Annotated in this window: 18 protein-coding genes; 10 read left to right on the top strand and 8 right to left on the bottom strand. The window is 31.8% G+C overall.

What is annotated here, in order from left to right:
* Positions 1-432 precede the first annotated feature (432 nt).
* The 3 genes from LQ677_RS02615 to LQ677_RS02605 all read right to left on the bottom strand — a co-directional run bounded on the left by LQ677_RS02615 (position 433) and on the right by LQ677_RS02605 (position 2281).
* Entirely contained in the window at positions 433-1227 is a 795-nt protein-coding gene (locus LQ677_RS02615; RefSeq protein ID WP_025905669.1) for a DsbA family protein, read from the bottom strand.
* 20 nt (positions 1228-1247) lie between these two features.
* Positions 1248-1607, bottom strand: coding sequence for a globin domain-containing protein (locus LQ677_RS02610; protein ID WP_049319860.1), 360 nt, complete (start codon positions 1605-1607; stop codon positions 1248-1250).
* Between the two features lie 95 nt (positions 1608-1702).
* Complete coding sequence (locus tag LQ677_RS02605; RefSeq protein WP_239748067.1) at positions 1703-2281, bottom strand: CYTH domain-containing protein; 579 nt, start codon at positions 2279-2281, stop codon at positions 1703-1705.
* Between the two features lie 135 nt (positions 2282-2416).
* On the opposite strand from LQ677_RS02605, the gene LQ677_RS02600 reads away from it, so the two are divergent.
* From LQ677_RS02600 to fabI, 7 genes are all read left to right on the top strand, one after another.
* A complete protein-coding gene (locus LQ677_RS02600; RefSeq protein WP_025905666.1) occupies positions 2417-2773 on the top strand; it encodes a UPF0738 family protein in 357 nt (118 codons plus the stop codon).
* A gap of 5 nt (positions 2774-2778) precedes the next feature.
* On the top strand, positions 2779-3414 hold the full coding sequence (gene yjbM, locus LQ677_RS02595; RefSeq protein WP_037588886.1) for a GTP diphosphokinase: 636 nt from the start codon (positions 2779-2781) through the stop codon (positions 3412-3414).
* An 11-nt stretch (positions 3415-3425) separates the two neighbouring features.
* Positions 3426-4229, top strand: coding sequence for an NAD kinase (locus LQ677_RS02590; RefSeq protein WP_025905664.1), 804 nt, complete (start codon positions 3426-3428; stop codon positions 4227-4229).
* Positions 4230-4231: 2 nt separating this feature from the next.
* A complete protein-coding gene (locus tag LQ677_RS02585) occupies positions 4232-5092 on the top strand; it encodes an RluA family pseudouridine synthase (RefSeq protein ID WP_239748066.1) in 861 nt (286 codons plus the stop codon).
* A gap of 31 nt (positions 5093-5123) precedes the next feature.
* Positions 5124-6506: a magnesium transporter gene (mgtE, locus tag LQ677_RS02580; RefSeq protein ID WP_025905662.1), complete on the top strand. Its 1383-nt coding sequence runs from the start codon at positions 5124-5126 to the stop codon at positions 6504-6506.
* 10 nt (positions 6507-6516) lie between these two features.
* Positions 6517-8358, top strand: coding sequence for a cation:proton antiporter family protein (locus LQ677_RS02575; RefSeq protein WP_037588887.1), 1842 nt, complete (start codon positions 6517-6519; stop codon positions 8356-8358).
* Positions 8359-8510: 152 nt separating this feature from the next.
* Complete coding sequence (fabI, locus tag LQ677_RS02570) at positions 8511-9284, top strand: enoyl-ACP reductase FabI (protein ID WP_037588888.1); 774 nt, start codon at positions 8511-8513, stop codon at positions 9282-9284.
* Between the two features lie 227 nt (positions 9285-9511).
* On the opposite strand, the gene LQ677_RS02565 is transcribed toward fabI, so the two are convergent.
* Complete coding sequence (locus LQ677_RS02565) at positions 9512-10624, bottom strand: AI-2E family transporter (RefSeq protein WP_037588889.1); 1113 nt, start codon at positions 10622-10624, stop codon at positions 9512-9514.
* Positions 10625-10994: 370 nt separating this feature from the next.
* Between LQ677_RS02565 and LQ677_RS02560 the strand changes: the two genes are divergently transcribed.
* The 3 genes from LQ677_RS02560 (at position 10995) to LQ677_RS02550 (ending at position 13927) form a co-directional block, all read left to right on the top strand.
* Positions 10995-12557 (top strand): alanine/glycine:cation symporter family protein, encoded by a 1563-nt coding sequence (locus LQ677_RS02560; RefSeq protein ID WP_269669427.1) that lies wholly within the window; start codon positions 10995-10997, stop codon positions 12555-12557.
* Positions 12558-12635: 78 nt separating this feature from the next.
* Positions 12636-13385, top strand: a complete 750-nt coding sequence (locus LQ677_RS02555) for an alpha/beta hydrolase-fold protein (RefSeq protein WP_191835749.1) — start codon at positions 12636-12638, stop codon at positions 13383-13385.
* A 35-nt stretch (positions 13386-13420) separates the two neighbouring features.
* Positions 13421-13927: a YjcG family protein gene (locus tag LQ677_RS02550; protein ID WP_191835750.1), complete on the top strand. Its 507-nt coding sequence runs from the start codon at positions 13421-13423 to the stop codon at positions 13925-13927.
* A 202-nt stretch (positions 13928-14129) separates the two neighbouring features.
* On the opposite strand, the gene ltaA is transcribed toward LQ677_RS02550, so the two are convergent.
* From ltaA to LQ677_RS02530, 4 genes are all read right to left on the bottom strand, one after another.
* Entirely contained in the window at positions 14130-15326 is a 1197-nt protein-coding gene (gene ltaA / locus LQ677_RS02545; protein WP_191835751.1) for a lipoteichoic acid biosynthesis MFS flippase LtaA, read from the bottom strand.
* Complete coding sequence (locus tag LQ677_RS02540) at positions 15304-16479, bottom strand: diglucosyl diacylglycerol synthase (protein WP_037588893.1); 1176 nt, start codon at positions 16477-16479, stop codon at positions 15304-15306. The genes ltaA and LQ677_RS02540 overlap by 23 nt, the downstream gene beginning before the upstream one ends.
* 170 nt (positions 16480-16649) lie before the next feature.
* Entirely contained in the window at positions 16650-17783 is a 1134-nt protein-coding gene (locus tag LQ677_RS02535; protein ID WP_191835752.1) for an ABC transporter permease, read from the bottom strand.
* Positions 17776-18498: an ABC transporter ATP-binding protein gene (locus LQ677_RS02530; RefSeq protein ID WP_107565915.1), complete on the bottom strand. Its 723-nt coding sequence runs from the start codon at positions 18496-18498 to the stop codon at positions 17776-17778. Before LQ677_RS02530 ends, LQ677_RS02535 begins: the two co-directional genes overlap by 8 nt.
* Between the last annotated feature and the right edge of the window lie 47 nt (positions 18499-18545).

Below are 18545 nucleotides of genomic sequence, written 5' to 3'. Positions count from 1 at the left end.
TTAGTGTACAGACCATGTTATATTACATACATGAAATTAATCACATAACAAACATACCCCTTTGTTTGAAGTGAAAAATTTCTCCCATCCCCTTTGTTTAAGCACCGTGTAATCAGACACGGTGTTTTTTATTTATTTGTTTGTTCATTCATAGTTAACATCCCAAAAGTTATCTATTAAATGGTAAGTATAAGTTATAAGAACGTATATTTAACCATAAAGTATGAAACCTAATGTTCATGCTAAAAATTGAGTAGGGCATAAATGTCCAAATTTAAACAGCAGCTATTCATCTTTAATGATGAATGACTGCTGTTTTTTTATATTGCAACTTTATTCTAAAACATAAAAAATAACATCTCATTTCTAACTGAATAAACAAGTGAAATGAGATGTTATTTAATTTAAATAAGGATACAGATCCTATACTTATTATTTACTTTTCTTGAATTTCCAAAAATCTCCGTGTACAGAATCTTGTTGTTCTATATAATTTTGGAGTTGTAATTTTTTTAATTCGCGTTTGACGATTTTCTCTGGCCATTCATATATTGTCGCAATTTCTTGTTCAGAAATAATGGATTGCGACTGTATATAGTCGAGTAATTTTGGAGGAAGTTGTTTCTCAACTTCAGTTCCAATAAGTTCTTGAATGATATACGTATAAATATGATATGGGTATAAACCTTCTACTTTAAGTCCTTCAGAATGTACATCTTCATTAAAGAACACAAGTGATGGTGTCATATTGATATCCATTTCACGTGCAATGTGCAAATCTGTTTGTAAACTTTCAGTCAATGACTGCTCTTTTAAGTCTTTAATAAAAACAGATAAATCAATTCCAGATTTGTACGCACATTTTCTAATTAACTCAGTTGTAATGATTTTTTCATGAGGTATAATTTCATTCTGAATTAAGTTTAGAAATCTGCTCGCTCTATTATGTCCTTGTAATTCTGCTGCTTTAAATGCTAAAGCTACATTATCAAATTCACATGTGCTTTGAGCCTGACATTTAGTCAAAACTTTTAGAGATGGGTTCAAAATCTGACGAATTTTAACATATTTTTGATATTCAATTTTTAACTTTGCTAATGTAGCTGATAGATTAAAACAATCTTCGCAAAATGGATCGAAAAATGAATAAATTTCGATTTTGCTTACAGGTGTTAAATCTATATTATTTTGTTCATTAGCATGGATTAGTCTTAATTCTTCGGCCATATTATCCACCTTCAACTATATTAAGCGTTAACCATGTGGTTTGCAGTTAGCTTGAGTCTTTCATATAAATATTCTTGTATATCTTTATTTAATCGAGATTGGGTAAGGGCTTCAAGCATATTCTCTAGCCAAGCATCTCTTTCTTTATTCGTAATTCTGAAAGGTAAATGACGTTGTCGTAACATCGGATGACCATGTTCTTCTGTATATAATGCTGGACCACCCAAAAACTGAGTTAAAAACTGTTTCTGTTTACGACTCGTTTCTGCAAAGTCACCAGGGAAAAGATGATTAATACGATTATCGCGTTCTACGAGATAATAAAAGTGATCAATCATGTCGTACAAATCTTGGGGGTCGATTACTTCATATGGGGTCATAATTTCACCTTTTCTTGCTTATTTCATTATCGATAATATTAATATAACATGTTCTTAAATTTTTGAAAGTATTTCGACTTGTAACGAAAGTAAATTCATGTTCTTTTGCGATCTGCATTGAAAAAGCGTACCACTTTATTATTTGGAATATTTCTTTCTATATTCATGTCATTCAAAATTTTATTAAAAGCTATTTCGCCTTTAGCATAGTCTTTAACTTCGAATTCTAATTCGTAATCTTCAATACCTAAATAAATACTATGATCTAATACTAAAAGTCCAGTGCCTATATCTTTTTCTAATCTATAAGTCGTTAAATCACCAAGTTGTCGCAGGTCATTCAGTGGAATATTGAACTTATTTAATATATCAGTAATGTTTTCTGGAAGATATTGTTTGTCTAATCGTTCACCTTGTTTAGGAACATCCTCAACTATTTCGTTATATTCTAGAAGACCAACTTCTTGTGGGACTTTTAAAGTCATTTCATAATTTTGATTCTTTTCACGTATTCGTAGTGCCATTTTTTGTGACATAATATCATGATTATGTGTATCTATATAGTAATTTGTTTGTTTAAAAGGCTCACTTTGTTTAAAATAATATTGTTTGATTAATTCATAATCTTCAAGCGTGAGCATATTCTTGAATTCAATTTCGAGTTCTTGTCCCATTTTGATATACACTTCCTTTTACACTATTATTATAGAAGATTTACGGATAAACAAGTAATTATACAAAATTGACTTGATGATATGAATGTTTAAATTAAAATGTGTTAAAATAGATTGGAATAAGGAGGAACAACAATGCGTATTTATGTAAATGAAATTAAAATAAATGATAATCAAATCAAATGTTATACAGACCAACCAACTGAGGGATTAGAACCAGCAGAGCATATGATTGTAGATAGCGATAATCATGCATTTGTATATATGCTTGATAGCGGTGAACAATACCATTATTTATTATTTGTAGAGGAAACATGGTCAATGATTCATGAACACTTCGACAAAGAGGTCATCGTCAACGATCATTTAGTATTAACTTCATTTAAAGAAGAAATGGAATTTTTATTAGATAACATCGCAGATAATCACAACTATGGTAAAGCGTTTGTAGCTTCGGTAGAGGAAGCATTTGAATTAAACAAAGCGGAGTGATGGTTATGAATCAATGGGAAGAATTTTTGGCACCATATAAACAAGCAATTGACGAATTAAAGATTAAATTGAAGGGGTTACGTAAACAATATGAATCTTCAGATAAACCTTCGCCAATTGAGTTTGTTACAGGTCGTGTTAAACCTATCTCAAGTATTATAGATAAAGCAAATCAACGTAACATTCCTTTTGATCGATTAAGAGAGGAAATGTATGATATTGCAGGTTTAAGAATGATGTGTCAGTTTGTTGATGATATAGATATCGTTGTAGAACTATTAAGACAACGACAAGATTTTGAAGTTGTAGAAGAACGAAATTATATCGAATATACAAAAGAAAGTGGATATCGCTCGTATCATGTCATTATTAGTTATCCAATTGAAACGTTACATGGTCAAACAAATATTTTGGCAGAAATTCAAATTAGAACATTAGCGATGAATTTCTGGGCGACGATTGAACACACTTTAAGATATAAGTACGATGGTGATTATCCTCCTGAAATAAGAAATAGATTAGAGAGAGCAGCTGAGGCAGCATTTTTATTAGATGAAGAAATGTCTGAAATACGTGAAGAAATTCAAGAAGCACAGAAATATTATTCCAGACAGAAAAGTAATAAACATAAACACGATTAGGGGTGAATGCTTTGAAATATAATATATTATCAAAAGGTGATTCAAAATCGAATGCTTTAATGTATAAGATGAAAAATCATATGAATGACTTTAATATGGTTGAAGACAAAGAATCACCCGATATCGTAATTTCTGTTGGTGGAGATGGTACTTTATTACAAGCATTTCACCAATATAGTCATATGTTAGGTGATGTCAGTTTCGTAGGTGTACATACTGGGCATTTAGGTTTCTATGCTGATTGGTTGCCACATGAAGTTGAAAAACTCATTATCGAAATTAATAATTCAACTTATCAAGTGATAGAATATCCATTATTAGAAGTGATTATTCGTTACAAAAAAGGCGGATATGAAACGAGATATTTAGCTTTAAATGAAGCGACAATTAAAACAGATAATGGTGCAACATTAGTCGTAGATTTAGTATTAAGAGGCGAGCAGTTTGAAAGATTTAGAGGCGATGGTTTATGTGTATCAACACCATCTGGCTCAACAGCTTATAATAAAGCTTTAGGTGGGGCACTTATACATCCATCACTAGAAGCTATGCAAATAGCTGAAATAGCTTCTATTAATAACCGTGTCTTTAGAACAGTCGGTTCTCCGCTTGTACTACCTAAACATCACGTTTGTCATATACATCCTGTAAATAACGATACATTACAAGTTACAATTGATCATGTAAATGTTAAACATAAAAATATTGAATCGATTCAATATAGAGTAGCAAATGAAAAAGTCCGCTTTGCGAGATTTAGACCATTTCCTTTCTGGAAAAGAGTACATGATTCATTTATTTCAAATGAGGATTAAATATGAAAGTATTACAATATAGAGCAACTTCTTCAATGACTTTGAAGACATTCTTATATGATAAAGGCATTTCTAAAAAGAGTTTAAGCGCCATTAAGCAGAATGGCGCTTTATTAGTGAACAAAAAACACGCTACCGTTAGAAAAGAAATTCATGAAGGTGATGAAATTGATGTTCATTTACCAAATGAAACTCCTAGTCATAATTTAGAACCCTTTACATTTGATTTAAAAATTTTGTTTGAAGATGAATGGTTTATTATCGTTTCTAAACCTGCCATGATGAATACTGCGCCTTCTAGAGAACATCCTCATCATAGTTTAGTTGAAGCGGTGTTAAGTCATATGATAATGAATGGTGAACGCACGATTCCACATATTGTGACACGTTTAGATCGCGGTACAAGTGGTATAGTTATATTTGCGAAGCATCAATTATTACATCACATGGTTTCAAATACGACAATTAGTAAATACTATGTTGCACTTGTACATGGCGTTGTTGAACCGAAACAAGGTGTTATTAAAGCGCCGATCGCACGTGCTAAACATTCTATTATAGAAAGAGAAGTTTCTGAAGAAGGTAAGTTTGCACATACAGAATATGAATATTTAGATGGTGATGCTGAAAATAGCATGCTTAAATTACAGTTGTTTACAGGTAGAACACATCAAATAAGAGTGCATCTCGCACATATTGGATACCCAATTATAGGGGATAGTTTATATGGATTTGAAGATGGTCAATATGAGCATCAATTACTCCAGTGCTATCATATAGAATTTATACATCCCATTACTTTGAAACAATTGCATATTGTAGATGAAATGCACTATAACCTAAGCGGTGTAGGTATGATATAATAAATTGTATTTTTATGAGGAGGTGGCAAAGTTGGTTAATGAAAATAATGAAAATTACATCGAAGACGAAGCTTTTGATAAAGAAAAGTTAGACGAACTATTAGCAAATGATGAAATAGACCAATTTAGAGAAGAATTTTTAAATATGCATACATATGATCAAGGTGAATACTTTGAAATATGTGATAATGAGCTCAAACAAAAAATATATCAATTCCTTTCTCCGTTAGAAGTAGCTGACTTCTTTGAAACGACTGAGTTAGATGATGAAGAATACGAAGAAATTTTTCAAAATATGAATGCTAATTATGCAAGTCAAATGTTAAGTGACATGTCATACGATAACGCAGTTGATATTTTGAATGTATTATCTAAAAGTAAAATAGCCACTTTACTCACACTCATGAATCGTGAAGATGCTAGAGAAATTAAAGCATTACTTCACTATGAAGAAGACACTGCCGGTGGTATTATGACCACTGAGTTTATTTCAGTATATTCAACAATGTCTGTTAAAGAAGCGATGTTCTACGTTAAAGAACAAGCACCTGAAGCGGAAACAATATACGTTATTTTCGTTGTTGACGAAAATAAAAAGTTAGCAGGTGTTATCTCATTAAGAGACTTAATCGTTGCTGAAAATGATGCATATATTGAAGAAATTATGAGTGAACGTGTTATCAGTTCTAATGTAGCTGATGACCAAGAAGACGTAGCACAAACAATGCGTGATTATGACTTGATAGCGTTACCTGTAATAGACTATCAAGATCATTTACTTGGTATCATTACAATCGATGATATCTTGGACGTTATGGATGAAGAAGCAAGTGAAGACTACTCTAAATTAGCCGGTGTATCTGACATCGACTCTACAAATGATTCAGTCTTCCAAACAGCTATGAAACGTTTACCTTGGTTATTAATATTAACGGTTTTAGGTATGATTACAGCATCCATATTAGGACAATTTGAAGATACACTTTCACAAGTTGCACTTCTTGCAGCGTTTATACCGATCATTAGTGGTATGAGTGGTAACTCAGGTACACAATCTCTTGCCGTATCTGTACGTAATATTTCAACAGGTGAAATAAATGAACAAAGCAAATTTAAGCTCGCACTTCGTGAATCAGGTTCAGGATTACTGACTGGTTTCTTCTGTGCAATAAGTTTATTTATTATAATTGTCTTATTATATCGCGAACCTGTATTGGCACTCATCGTTTCAGTTAGTTTAACAATCGCGATGACTGTTGGTACATTAATGGGTGCAATTATACCGATGTTTATGAATAAAATGAATATTGACCCTGCAGTTGCAAGTGGACCATTCATTACGACAATAAACGACATTGTCAGTATGTTGATCTACTTTGGTTTAGCAACAGCATTTATGTCTTATCTAATATAAGGAGAATAATATGGAGCATTCTAGTTTTACATCTCTCGTTATTGTTGTTATTGCTGCATTTTTAACACCTATACTTGTAAATAGGTTGAAAATTTCTTTCTTACCTGTTGTCGTTGCTGAAATCATAATGGGGATAATCATAGGTGACTCTTTATTTGGATTAGTAAAAGAAGATGCATGGTTATCTATCTTGTCGACGTTAGGTTTTATATTTTTAATGTTCTTAAGTGGTTTAGAAATTGATTTTAACGCGTTTAAGACGAAACAAACTTCTGATGAACAAGAAGGAAATAATATTCCAAGTAATTTATATTTAACGGCTGTCGTATTTTCATTAATTATGGTTTTATCTATTTTATTAGCCTTTATATTCAAATGGACTGGTTTAATAGACGACGTATTATTGATGGTCATCATCATTTCAACAATTAGTTTAGGTGTAGTTGTACCAACAATAAAAGAAATGAATATTATGCATACAAGCATCGGACAATTTATCTTGTTAGTTGCAGTTGTAGCAGATTTAGCAACAATGTTACTGTTAACAGTTTACGGAACAATAAATGCTAAAGGTGATTCACCATTATGGCTTATAGGTATTCTAATCGTCTTTAGTTTTATCTTTTATATTATGGGTGGTTTATTTAAAAAATCACCATTCTTAAAAAAATTAACTTCAGGTACTACACAAATAGGTATTCGTGCTGTATTTGCACTTATTATTCTACTTGTTGGTTTAGCTGAAGGTGTAGGTGCTGAAAATATATTAGGTGCCTTCTTAGCAGGTGTTATCGTATCGTTATTAGGACCTGACCAAGATATGGTAGAGAAATTAGACTCATTTGGATATGGTTTCTTTATTCCAATATTCTTCATTATGGTAGGTGTGAATTTAAACATACCATCACTAGTGCAAGAGCCAGGATTATTAATTATCATACCTTTACTGTTTATTGCCTTTTTAATTTCTAAGTTAATTCCAGTAGCATTTATAGGTAAATGGTATGACCGTAAAACGACAATATCTTCGGCATTCTTATTAACGTCAACATTGTCACTTGTAATCGCAGCAGCAAAAATCGCTGAACAACTTGGAACAATCAGTTCAGAAATATCTGGCATACTTATTCTAAGTGCGGTTATCACATGTGTCTTTGTACCGATTGTATTTAAGAAGATGTTCCCAATGCCTGAAGAAACTAAGAGAATTGTAAAAGTGAGCTTTATTGGTAAGAACCAATTATCAATTCCAGTTGCTCAAAGTATTCATTCTCACATTTATCAAACTTCAATGTTCTTTAGAAAAGACCTTTCAGATAATAGAAAGTTAGATGAAAGCATTAAAACATATGAGCTGGATGATTATATTGAAGAGGAACTTGTAGAATTAGGTTTATTTGATTCAGATATCATTGTATGTTCTGCAAACGATGATCATATCAATAAACAAGTCGCTTTAATGGCACATGATCATGGCGTTAAAAGAATTATTTGTAAGCAAGAAAATGGTAGTGAAGATGAAGCATTTGAAGGTAAGAATATTGAATTCTTTAGTAGTTTCTTAAGTAATAAAATTTTACTTAAAGGATTAATTGAATCTCCAAACATGCTGAACTTATTAAGTAACGTGGAAACTTCTCTATATGAAATAGAGATGAAGAACCACAGCTACCATAATGTTCTGTTAAGATCATTCCCATTTGCTGGGGACGTAATCTTCGTACGTATTATTAGAGGAAAAGATTCAATCGTACCTCATGGTGATACTGAATTACAATACGGAGATAAGTTGATTGTGACAGGATCTAAAGAATATGTTTCACAATTAAAACAAGATATGGAATTTATTTAATAAACTTTGTAAAAATGAGGTTGTATAATAGACCTCATTTTTACTTTTTATTCAATATAAAATAAAAGTATAATGCTTGTCAGGTGGTCTGACCAGTGTTATTATAACGAGTGAATGTTTAGTATAATATACATATTAAAGGAGTATAGTGAATGTTTAATTTAGAAGGTAAAACATATGTAATCATGGGTATTGCGAACAAAAGAAGTATTGGCTTTGGTGTAGCTAAAGTGTTAGACGAACTAGGTGCTAACTTAGTATTCACATACAGAAAAGAACGTAGTAAAGATCAACTTGTTAAATTATTTGAAGAATTAAAAAATCAAAAAGGACAACACATCTATGAGTGTGATGTTCAAAAAGACGATCATGTTGTAAATGCTTTTGAACAAATTGGAGAAAAATTTGGTCATATTGATGGTGTTTACCATTCAATCGCTTTTGCTAACATGGAAGACTTAAGAGGAAGATTTACAGATACATCTCGTGAAGGATTCTTATTAGCACAAGACATTAGTTCTTATTCATTAACTATCGTTGCAAGAGAAGCTAAAAAATTAATGCCAGAAGGTGGAAGCATCGTTGCAACTACTTATTTAGGTGGAGAATTTGCAGTTCCTAACTATAATGTAATGGGTGTGGCTAAAGCAAGCTTAGAAGCAAACGTTAAATATTTAGCACGTGACTTAGGCGAAGATAACATTCGAGTAAATGCAATCTCTGCAGGTCCAATCCGTACATTAAGTGCAAAAGGTGTAGGTGGATTCAATGCAATTCTTAAAGAAATTGAAGAACGCTCACCATTGAAACGTAATGTAGATATTATAGAAGTAGGTAAAACAGCAGCTTATCTATTAAGTGACTACTCAAGCGGTGTAACAGGTGAGAATATTCACGTAGACTCAGGTTATCACGTTGTAAGATAATTAAGAGAACCAACAAAATCTATGATTTTGTTGGTTTTTTTGTATATGTAGTAACAAAAAGATGGGGAAGTGTAAATAAGAGCGGCCATAGTAACAAAACTTGGCCGAAGTGTAACTAAGGCCGCCCATAGTAACAAAAGTCTAGGGAATTGTAACTAAGGCCGCCCAAAATAACATCTTCCACACCAAATAAAAAACTGAAACCGCATTGGTTTCAGTTTTTTTGTTTATTTTAAGTTATTATCATGTATTGGATCGTCTTCAACTGTACGGTTCGCACTTGAACTAATAGATTGTCTATGTGTGTATACATTTCGAACGATTGTCTTAAGTACTGCGTAAGTAGGTACGGCTATTAAGATAGCTACGAATCCACCTAAATTACCTGCAGCTAATATTACTGTAATGATTGTAAGTGGGTGAATATTTAATGATTTACCCATAATGTTTGGTGTAATGACGTTACCTTCAAGTTGCTGACAAATTAAAGTGATAATACTTACCCAAACGAGCATCATAGGATCTTGTATGAGCGCGATTGTTGCTGCTGGTATAAATGCTAACCATGGTCCTAAGAATGGAATCATATTGGTAATCAATGCTAATAATGCTAAAAGTAATGCATAATCTAATCCTACAAAAGTATAACCAAGGTACAATAAGACGCCTAATATAACGCTGACTGTAACTTGACCTTGTATATAAGATTGTAAAGTTTGATTAATGTCTTTACTTAAATTCACGACAAACCATTTCGTACGTCCTTTGAAAGGTCTCGCAATAAACGGTATAAATCTTTCGTGATCTTTTAACATATATATTAAGAAGAAAGGCACTAAGATTAATAAGAACATTGTTGAAACAAATGATGAAATATAACTAAATAAGTTGGTTAACATATCTGTTACGATACCGCTTATACTTTCGATTGAATCATTAATCTTTTGTGATATATTATCTGGTAATCGATCTCTTTGTTGTAATGCATAATCAACAACATGCTGAATTTCACGTTGTATATATGGAATGTTCTTAATTAAATTATTAATTTGATTTGTTAATACAGGTGCAATGATAGAGATAAATAATACAACAATTAGTATTAATGCAACGATGATAATCGAAATACTTCCCCATCTTGGTACTTTCCTTTTTTCTAACATCTTCTGAAAAGGTAAACAAATATAGAATAAGAATCCACCTAATAATAATGGTAGTAATATGGATTTTACGATAATGATAATCGGATAAAATATTTCATTGATTTCCATAAATATTTTAATAATTAGAAACGTAAGGAGAATAGCTATTCCTGTACGAAACCATGCTTTATTTAACAATAGAAGTCCTCCTTATCAAACTTTCTCATACTTTTATATTATAAGCGAAATTACAGAATTAACAATGATAAATAAAATAGTTTCTAGAATTCGTGTATTGTTTGAAAGTTTATATTTTTATATATTATTTTAAGTTGTACGGATTAGAATAATTATAAAGTATTTGTGAATATAAGCGTCTGTAAGATTTTACGCTTATTATTTCAAGAAACCTTTTTTAACAATATAGTAAGCGCTTACAATTTATGTTATGTTCATTTCAAAAAAATATTGATTGTGTATTTATACATGGTATAATCATAACAAGGTAATTTCGAAATTTTCTGAACATGAGGTTATCTTAAGGCTTACAACAAAGGGGAGATTAATTATGGAATCTATTGTTAGCTTTGCGAATGAGATTGTATGGAGTAAAGCGTTAGTATATGGTCTTTTACTGACTGGTGTTTTATTTTCATTTATGATGAGGTTTTTCCAAGTCAGGCACTTTAAAGAAATGATTCGGTTAATGTTTCAAGGGGAAAAATCACCAACGGGTATTTCTTCTTTCCAAGCAATCGCAGTATCATTAGCAGGTCGTGTTGGTACAGGTAACATTGTTGGTGTTTCAACAGCAATCTTTATCGGTGGTCCCGGTGCAGTATTCTGGATGTGGGCTACAGCATTTCTAGGTGCGAGTTCGGCATTTATCGAATCAACACTTGGTCAAATTTATAAAAGAGAAATTAATGGTCAATATCGTGGTGGACCAGCATACTACATAGAATCAGGTATAAAAGGTAAAGCTGGTAAAATATATGCAATTATATTTGCACTTGTAACAGTACTATCTGTAGGTTTATTACTTCCAGGTGTACAATCAAATGCCATTGCTTCTTCAATGAAAAATGCATTTGGTTTAAATCCTTGGATTATTGCTATAGTATTAGCTGTATTATTAGCACTTATCATTTTCGGTGGTATTAAAGCAATTGCAAATGTTGCGACAGCCGTTGTACCTTTTATGGCTATTGTTTACATAGGTTTAGCGATTGTTATTATTATATTAAATATTCAAGAAGTTCCAGGTTTAATTGCATTAATTTTCAAATCTGCATTTGGTGTTGAAGCTGCTTTTGGTGGTATTTTCGGTGCGATGATTGAAATTGGTGTTAAACGTGGACTTTATTCAAACGAAGCAGGTCAAGGTACTGGACCACATGCTGCTGCTGCTGCAGAAGTATCACATCCAGCTAAACAAGGACTTGTACAAGCATTCTCAGTTTATGTAGATACTTTATTAGTATGTACAGCTACAGCATTAATGATTTTAATGTCAGGTACATTTAATACAACAGACGGTGGAACAAATAAAGATGGTTCACCACATTTAATTCATGACAATGGTATTTATGTACAAGGCCCAGATGGTAGTAAAGACGTATCAGGTACAGCGATGTATGCTCAAGCAGGTATCGATAAAGCGTTCTCTGGAGATAACTACACGTTTGATCCAGCGTACTCAGGTTTCGGTTCTTACTTTATTGCGTTAGCATTGTTCTTCTTCGCATTTACAACGATACTGGCATATTACTATATCGCAGAGACTAACGTAAGTTATATCATACCGTCCGATAAACAGAAGATATGGATTATATTAGTACGGTTAATCCTCATTGGTGCCACAATATACGGTTGTGTTAAAACAGCTGATGTTGCCTGGGCGATGGGTGATTTAGGTGTAGGTATGATGGCATGGTTAAATATCATTGCAATTTGGATACTCCATAAACCAGCCTTAAGAGCATTACGTGACTTTGAAATTCAGAAAAAACAAAAAGGATCAGGTTACTATGCTATATATAGACCAGAACCTGATGAAGTACCAACAGCTAAATTCTGGCATGAAGATTATCCTAAACGTTTAAAAGAATATAACTTAGATGATAAATAATTAAACAATATCAAACGCTTTCAAATATACGCTCTCTACTGTACAATAATATTATATGTACAGTTGGGAGCGTTCTTTATGGATAAAAAAATAGGTCTTGTTGACCAAATTAAACTCGAAAGTAAATTCTTAAAAAGGGAAGTGACAATCTCAATTTACTTACCTAAAGACTATACAGATCTATATAAACATCATGTGATTATTACATTTGACGGTAGGGACTTTTTCCAATTTGGTCAAATTCATCGCGCATATGAGAAATTAAGAACAAATGATGTGATAGAAAGGGCAATCATTGTCGGTGTTCACTATGAAGATGTAGATAAGAGAAGAACAGAATTTCATCCCGATGGAGAATACCGAAAAGAAACGTCACAATTTGTGGTGAAAGAGCTATGTCCTTATATTGATAAAACATTCTCAACTTTGAAAGTAGGTAATGCAAGAATGTTACTAGGCGATAGTCTAGCAGCAAGTATTGCTTTAATGACATGTTTAGAATACCCGCATCATTTTAGTCAAGCAGGTCTGTTCAGTCCACTGATCAACGATACTGTAATAGAAGCATTTAACAAGTGCTCATCTAAACATCTATTAACAATCAAACATTATATAGGTAAAGAAGAAGATTCTTTCAAACTTATAAGTGGAGATATGGCAGACTTTTTAACACCTAATCGTGCATTCAGTGAACGCGTTAAGCAAGAAGATTTAACATATGAATACACTGAATTAGATGGTGGACATACATGGAAAACATGGAAGCCTGAATTACCAAATATGTTAAGTTACTTTTTAAGTCATCAAAATCAAAAAAATTTGATATAATAATAATGTAGAAAAACAAAGGAGGAAGTATCATTATGAAATTAGGCATCGTACTTATTCCGTCTAAACCATTCCAAGAACAAGTGAATGCTTATCGTAAAAGATATGACAAACACTATGCGTTAATTGCACCACATATTACAATTAAAGAGAAATTTGAAATTGAAGATAGTAAACTAAATGAAGTGAAATCACAATTAGAGGCAACAGCTAAAGCATTTGAACCATTAAATATCCAAGTGTCTAAAGCATCTAGCTTTGCACCTACTAAAAATGTTATTTATTTTAAAGTGACTAAAACGGATGAATTAGAATCTTTATTTAGTAAATTTAATAATGAAGCATTCTATGGTGAGAGTACACATCCATTCGTACCACACTTTACAATTGCACAAGGCCTTTCAAGCCAAGAATTTGAAGATATTTATGGCCAAGTAAGAATGGCTGGTATAGATCATTCAGAAACAATTGATACAATTAAACTTATGAAGCAAAATGAAGACGAAACATGGTCTGAAGAAGCTTCATATACATTAGGATAAATTGAAATTTATCTCATATAAATAAGGAAGGGAGCGGGACAGAAATCTAATTTGTATAAAAAGATTTCGTAGTCCCGCCCCGGCAAGGCTGACTAGAGTTGAAAAAAGCTTGATTCAAGCGCATTTTCAATTCAGTCAGCTACTGCCAAGATGCTAAAAGAGACTGAGACATTATATTATGTCCTAGTCTCTTCCTTTTATTTTATGCTGATTTTCTTTTTCTATAATTAATGATAAAGAATGTGCCATAGAATAATGCTAAGAATAAGAACATAATACTTGAAGCATAAATTGTATAATACACGTCTCTAAATACTTCAGATATTAAGCCTCCTAATACTGGGCCAATCATTGTTCCAAATCCTTGAACACTATTGAATACACCCCATGTTTCTTCTTGTACTTTGTTATGAATTTGACCTGCCATAAATGTATTCCACGCTGGTAAGAGTAATCCATAAATCGTACCAATGAGTAAAGCAATCAATAGAACGATAAATAATTGTGTTAAGACCGTTAAGCCAAATATAAATGAACTATATGCTAAAAATCCTACAAAAATGACAAGATGTGTAAATGCTTTAGAATGTTTATCCATCAATTTAGAAAAGAATAACATCGAAATGGTACATCCAATACCGCCGACAATAAGTAAAAGTGTATATTCTAATGTCGTAACACCCATATGCTTTGTTGCGTATGTTGGCAATATAGGGACCAACATGCCTATTGCAGAACCTTGTAAAAAGATACCTGGAAATAGCAATAAATGTCTTCTTGTCACTTGTACGATTTCGCGTAGTTGTTTTTTGACAGATTTACTTTCATAATTTGTTAATTGTACTTTAACGAAATAGAATAATATCCATGCAATGAGTACACAAAGCGCCATCATAAATGTAAATCGAGTAGGATGTAGTTTAAATAGTAAGTTCATAAAAATCATACCTGATAATAAACCAACTAACCAGCTGAAATAAACATATCCCATTTGTTTACCTCTAGATGCTTCGTCAACACTAGATAACATAATGACCCAAATTGGACTGACCGCGATACCTAATAATATGGCACTTAAAATAAACACGATAGGTGACGGTATAAAAATAATGAGTGCTAAACTTGAAAAAGCTAATATAAATCCACACGTTAATATAACAGTTGGACCAAATCGTTTTAGAAGAAAACCTATTACGAAATTGGTTAATGCATCACTGATGAAATGTAAAGAAATCGCTAAAGAAGTAATACCAACAGTCACTTTAGTAGTGGTTGTTGGTAAAATTGGTAAATAACTTAAAATGTACATTCCTCTCGCAAATTCCATCATAAATAATATGATGAGCATTAACCGAAAATCTTTTTTGTGAAATGTTTTATCTGATGAAGTATTTGGCATACATAGGAACCTTTCCATAAACTTCATTATAAGAAAGTGAATCACTTAATAATGAAAGTAAGTCTTTGCAAATATTTTCTGTTGATTTTTCAATATAGTTTTCTTCAAGTAATTGTGTCATTTCTTTTAGTCTTGATGGTTGGTTCATAAGTGAAATAACAAGTTTAGTCGCTTCTTCTGGTGTGTGTGCTATTTTACCGTATCCTTTTTGTGAGAAATACTCAGCGTTTTCTAACTCTTGTCCAGGTGCTGGATTTAAGAATATCAATGGTAGATGTCTTGAGAATGCTTCAGAAATAGTGATACCACCTGGTTTAGTAATCATAAGTTGGCTTGATGCCATCCATTCATTCATATGTTTCGTATAACCGAGTATCAACACATTATCATTATCTTTAAAATGATGTCTAAGTTCATTTTTCAAGCTTTTACTGTTACCACAAATCATGACAACTTGAGCATCTTTAGCGTACATATCTATTTTACTAATCATCGTTGAGAAACCTGTTGATACACCGAAAGCACCAGCAGACATTAAAATAACTTTCTTGTCTGGATCTAATTTATGTTTCGTTAACCAATGATATCGGTCGATTGGTTGCTCAAATTGTTTCGAAATAGGTATGCCTGTTACTTTGATTGCATCGCTTTCTACACCGATAGATTCAATTTCTTTTTTCAAATCTTTCGTAGCAACATAGTATCTATTTGAGTGTGGTGTTACCCAGTTCTTGTGTAAACGATAGTCCGTCATAACTGTAGCGATAGGTATATTTAAATTGAATTGTTCCGTTAAAACTGATACGACCGGTGTCGGAAAAGTTAACAAAATCAAATCAGGCTTTTCTTTTATAAGTAAATTCAATAATTTATTTAATCCATAGTATTTATAGAAACATTTATCAATTTGTTCAGGTCTACTATAGTAGAAGAACTTATACATATTTCTGAAATACTTAAAGCTGTTTATATACCATTGTTTCGCAATTGAAGTCATAATAGGGTGTGCTTCCAAAAATAAATCATGCTCAATAACAGTTAAATGATTTAAATTCATTTCACCAAATTGTTTCACAATACTATTCGTAACTTGTAAATGACCATTACCGAAAGAACCTGTAATAATCAATAATTTTTTGTTTTGAGAAACCATTAGCCACACTCCGTATTTGTATTTAATTTCTATGATAGTTTAACGCATTTTCGCTATTTTGTGAAAAGATATTGCATATAATTACAAAATTAATATAAAAACTTTATACTATATCAATGTTTTAGTTGGAGATATTTAACAAATTATACGTCATTATGCATGAGATATAGTTAAACTTTTCTGTATCGATTCATACCAATCATATTTAATAATAACAGTAATAAGAATATACCTATGAGTATGATCCAATTTATATAAATATCTGATAAGTGATAGCCTCTTAACATAACATTTTGTATTGTATCACCTGCATAGTATAGTGGCATGATATGTGCGATATATACGAGTACTTTATGCATGCTTTCCACTGGTATGATGCCTGCAAAAAAGACTTGAGGAATCACAACTAAAGGAATAAATTGAATCATTTGAAATTCTGATGATGCGAATGTCGATAACAATAAACCAAGTGTAAGTGCTATAAATGACACGAGTACATTCGTAATAAATACTAATAATATGTTGCCTTCTGTAACCATTTGTAATACATAAATAGCATATAAAACAATCAAAGTTGTTTGTATGATGGCAAATGTACCATAACCAACTATATAACCTAAAATTATTTCATGTTTATTAATAGGTGATGATAAAGTTCTTTCTAAAGTTCCAGATGTTCTTTCTTTGAGTAATGAAATACCTGAAATTAAGAATGTAAAGAAGAATACGAAAAATGCGATTAAAATAGGACTTATTGTATCAAAATAATTTGTATCTTTATCACCATGTAAATAATGCTCTTTGGCATCTAGTTTAGTTATATGATTTGGGTATTTAGCCGAAACTTGAAACTTTTCGGCTGCTGGCAGTTGTTGAGTTATTGACTGAATGATTTTCCCTTGTTGATTAACGACAGATGTCAACTGCTTTGTACTTTGCATGATGACTAATTTATTGATGGTTAACTTTAATTGACTCGTTTTGCTTGGGTCAGTATTTTCGTAAGTTACATCTAGTTTGTTATCGTTTAATGATAGAAAACCATCTAAATGATCCTCTTTAAATTTATGTTTTAAATCTTGTTGATTTGAATACTTTTGAATGTTAATATCTTGTTTTTTGAGGCTTGAAATGATTTGATCGTTTACTTGATATGTACCCACTTTTAGATCAGTTGACTCATCTGAATAATTAAATAAAAAATAAATCAACGTCATGATTAATAACGGTGCAACGAGTAAGAGCATAAGGGTACGTTTATCTCTAATAACTTGTTTTAAAATACGCGTGGCAATATTAATCATGTGCACCATCTCCTAACGCTAAAAAGACATCTTCAATCGTTTTTACATTATATGATGATTTAATTTCATTTGGCGTACCATAAGAAATAATTTGGCCTTCTCTCATTAGTAATAAACGATCGCATTTATCTGCTTCATCTAATACATGTGTTGTGATCAGAATGGTCTTGCCTTCATCTCTAAATTGAAACAAATCATTCCATATCGATTTTCTTAATCTAGGATCGATGCCAACTGTTGGCTCATCTAAAATCAATATGTCTGGATTTTGGATCATACTAATTGCAAGAGATAATCTGCGTTTCATACCTCCAGAAAATGCCTTAACTTTTTTATGTTTTTCATGTGATAAGTTGACAATTTCCAGCGTGCGTTCTATTTGTTCGTTGATGTCCAATTTAAGTGCTTTATGAATATATAATTTCGCAAAGAATTTTAAATTTTCAACAGCGGTTAAATCATCAAACAATGCATCACTTTGAGACATATAACCAATAGACCTTAAAATTTCTCTATTAGGTATACGATTGCCGTTGATCGAGATTGTACCGGAATCCATAGTTGTCATGCCTAAAATACATTTAATCAAAGTCGTCTTGCCAGCACCTGATGGGCCAATTAAACCAGTTATTAAACCAGGTTCAAATTGAGTTGTTACATCTTTTAAAATAACTGCTTTTCCATAAGATTTTGTAATGGATTGAATATCAATCATAAAAGCACCCCTTTATTTAAAAGTAAACGCTCACTCATTTTATAATT

The sequence above is a fragment of the Mammaliicoccus sp. Q-M61 genome (assembly GCF_022386055.1).
Lineage (GTDB): Bacteria > Bacillota > Bacilli > Staphylococcales > Staphylococcaceae > Mammaliicoccus > Mammaliicoccus sciuri_A.
The sequence above is the reverse complement of the archived record's forward strand: the minus strand, read 5'-3'. Positions and strand labels throughout refer to the sequence as shown.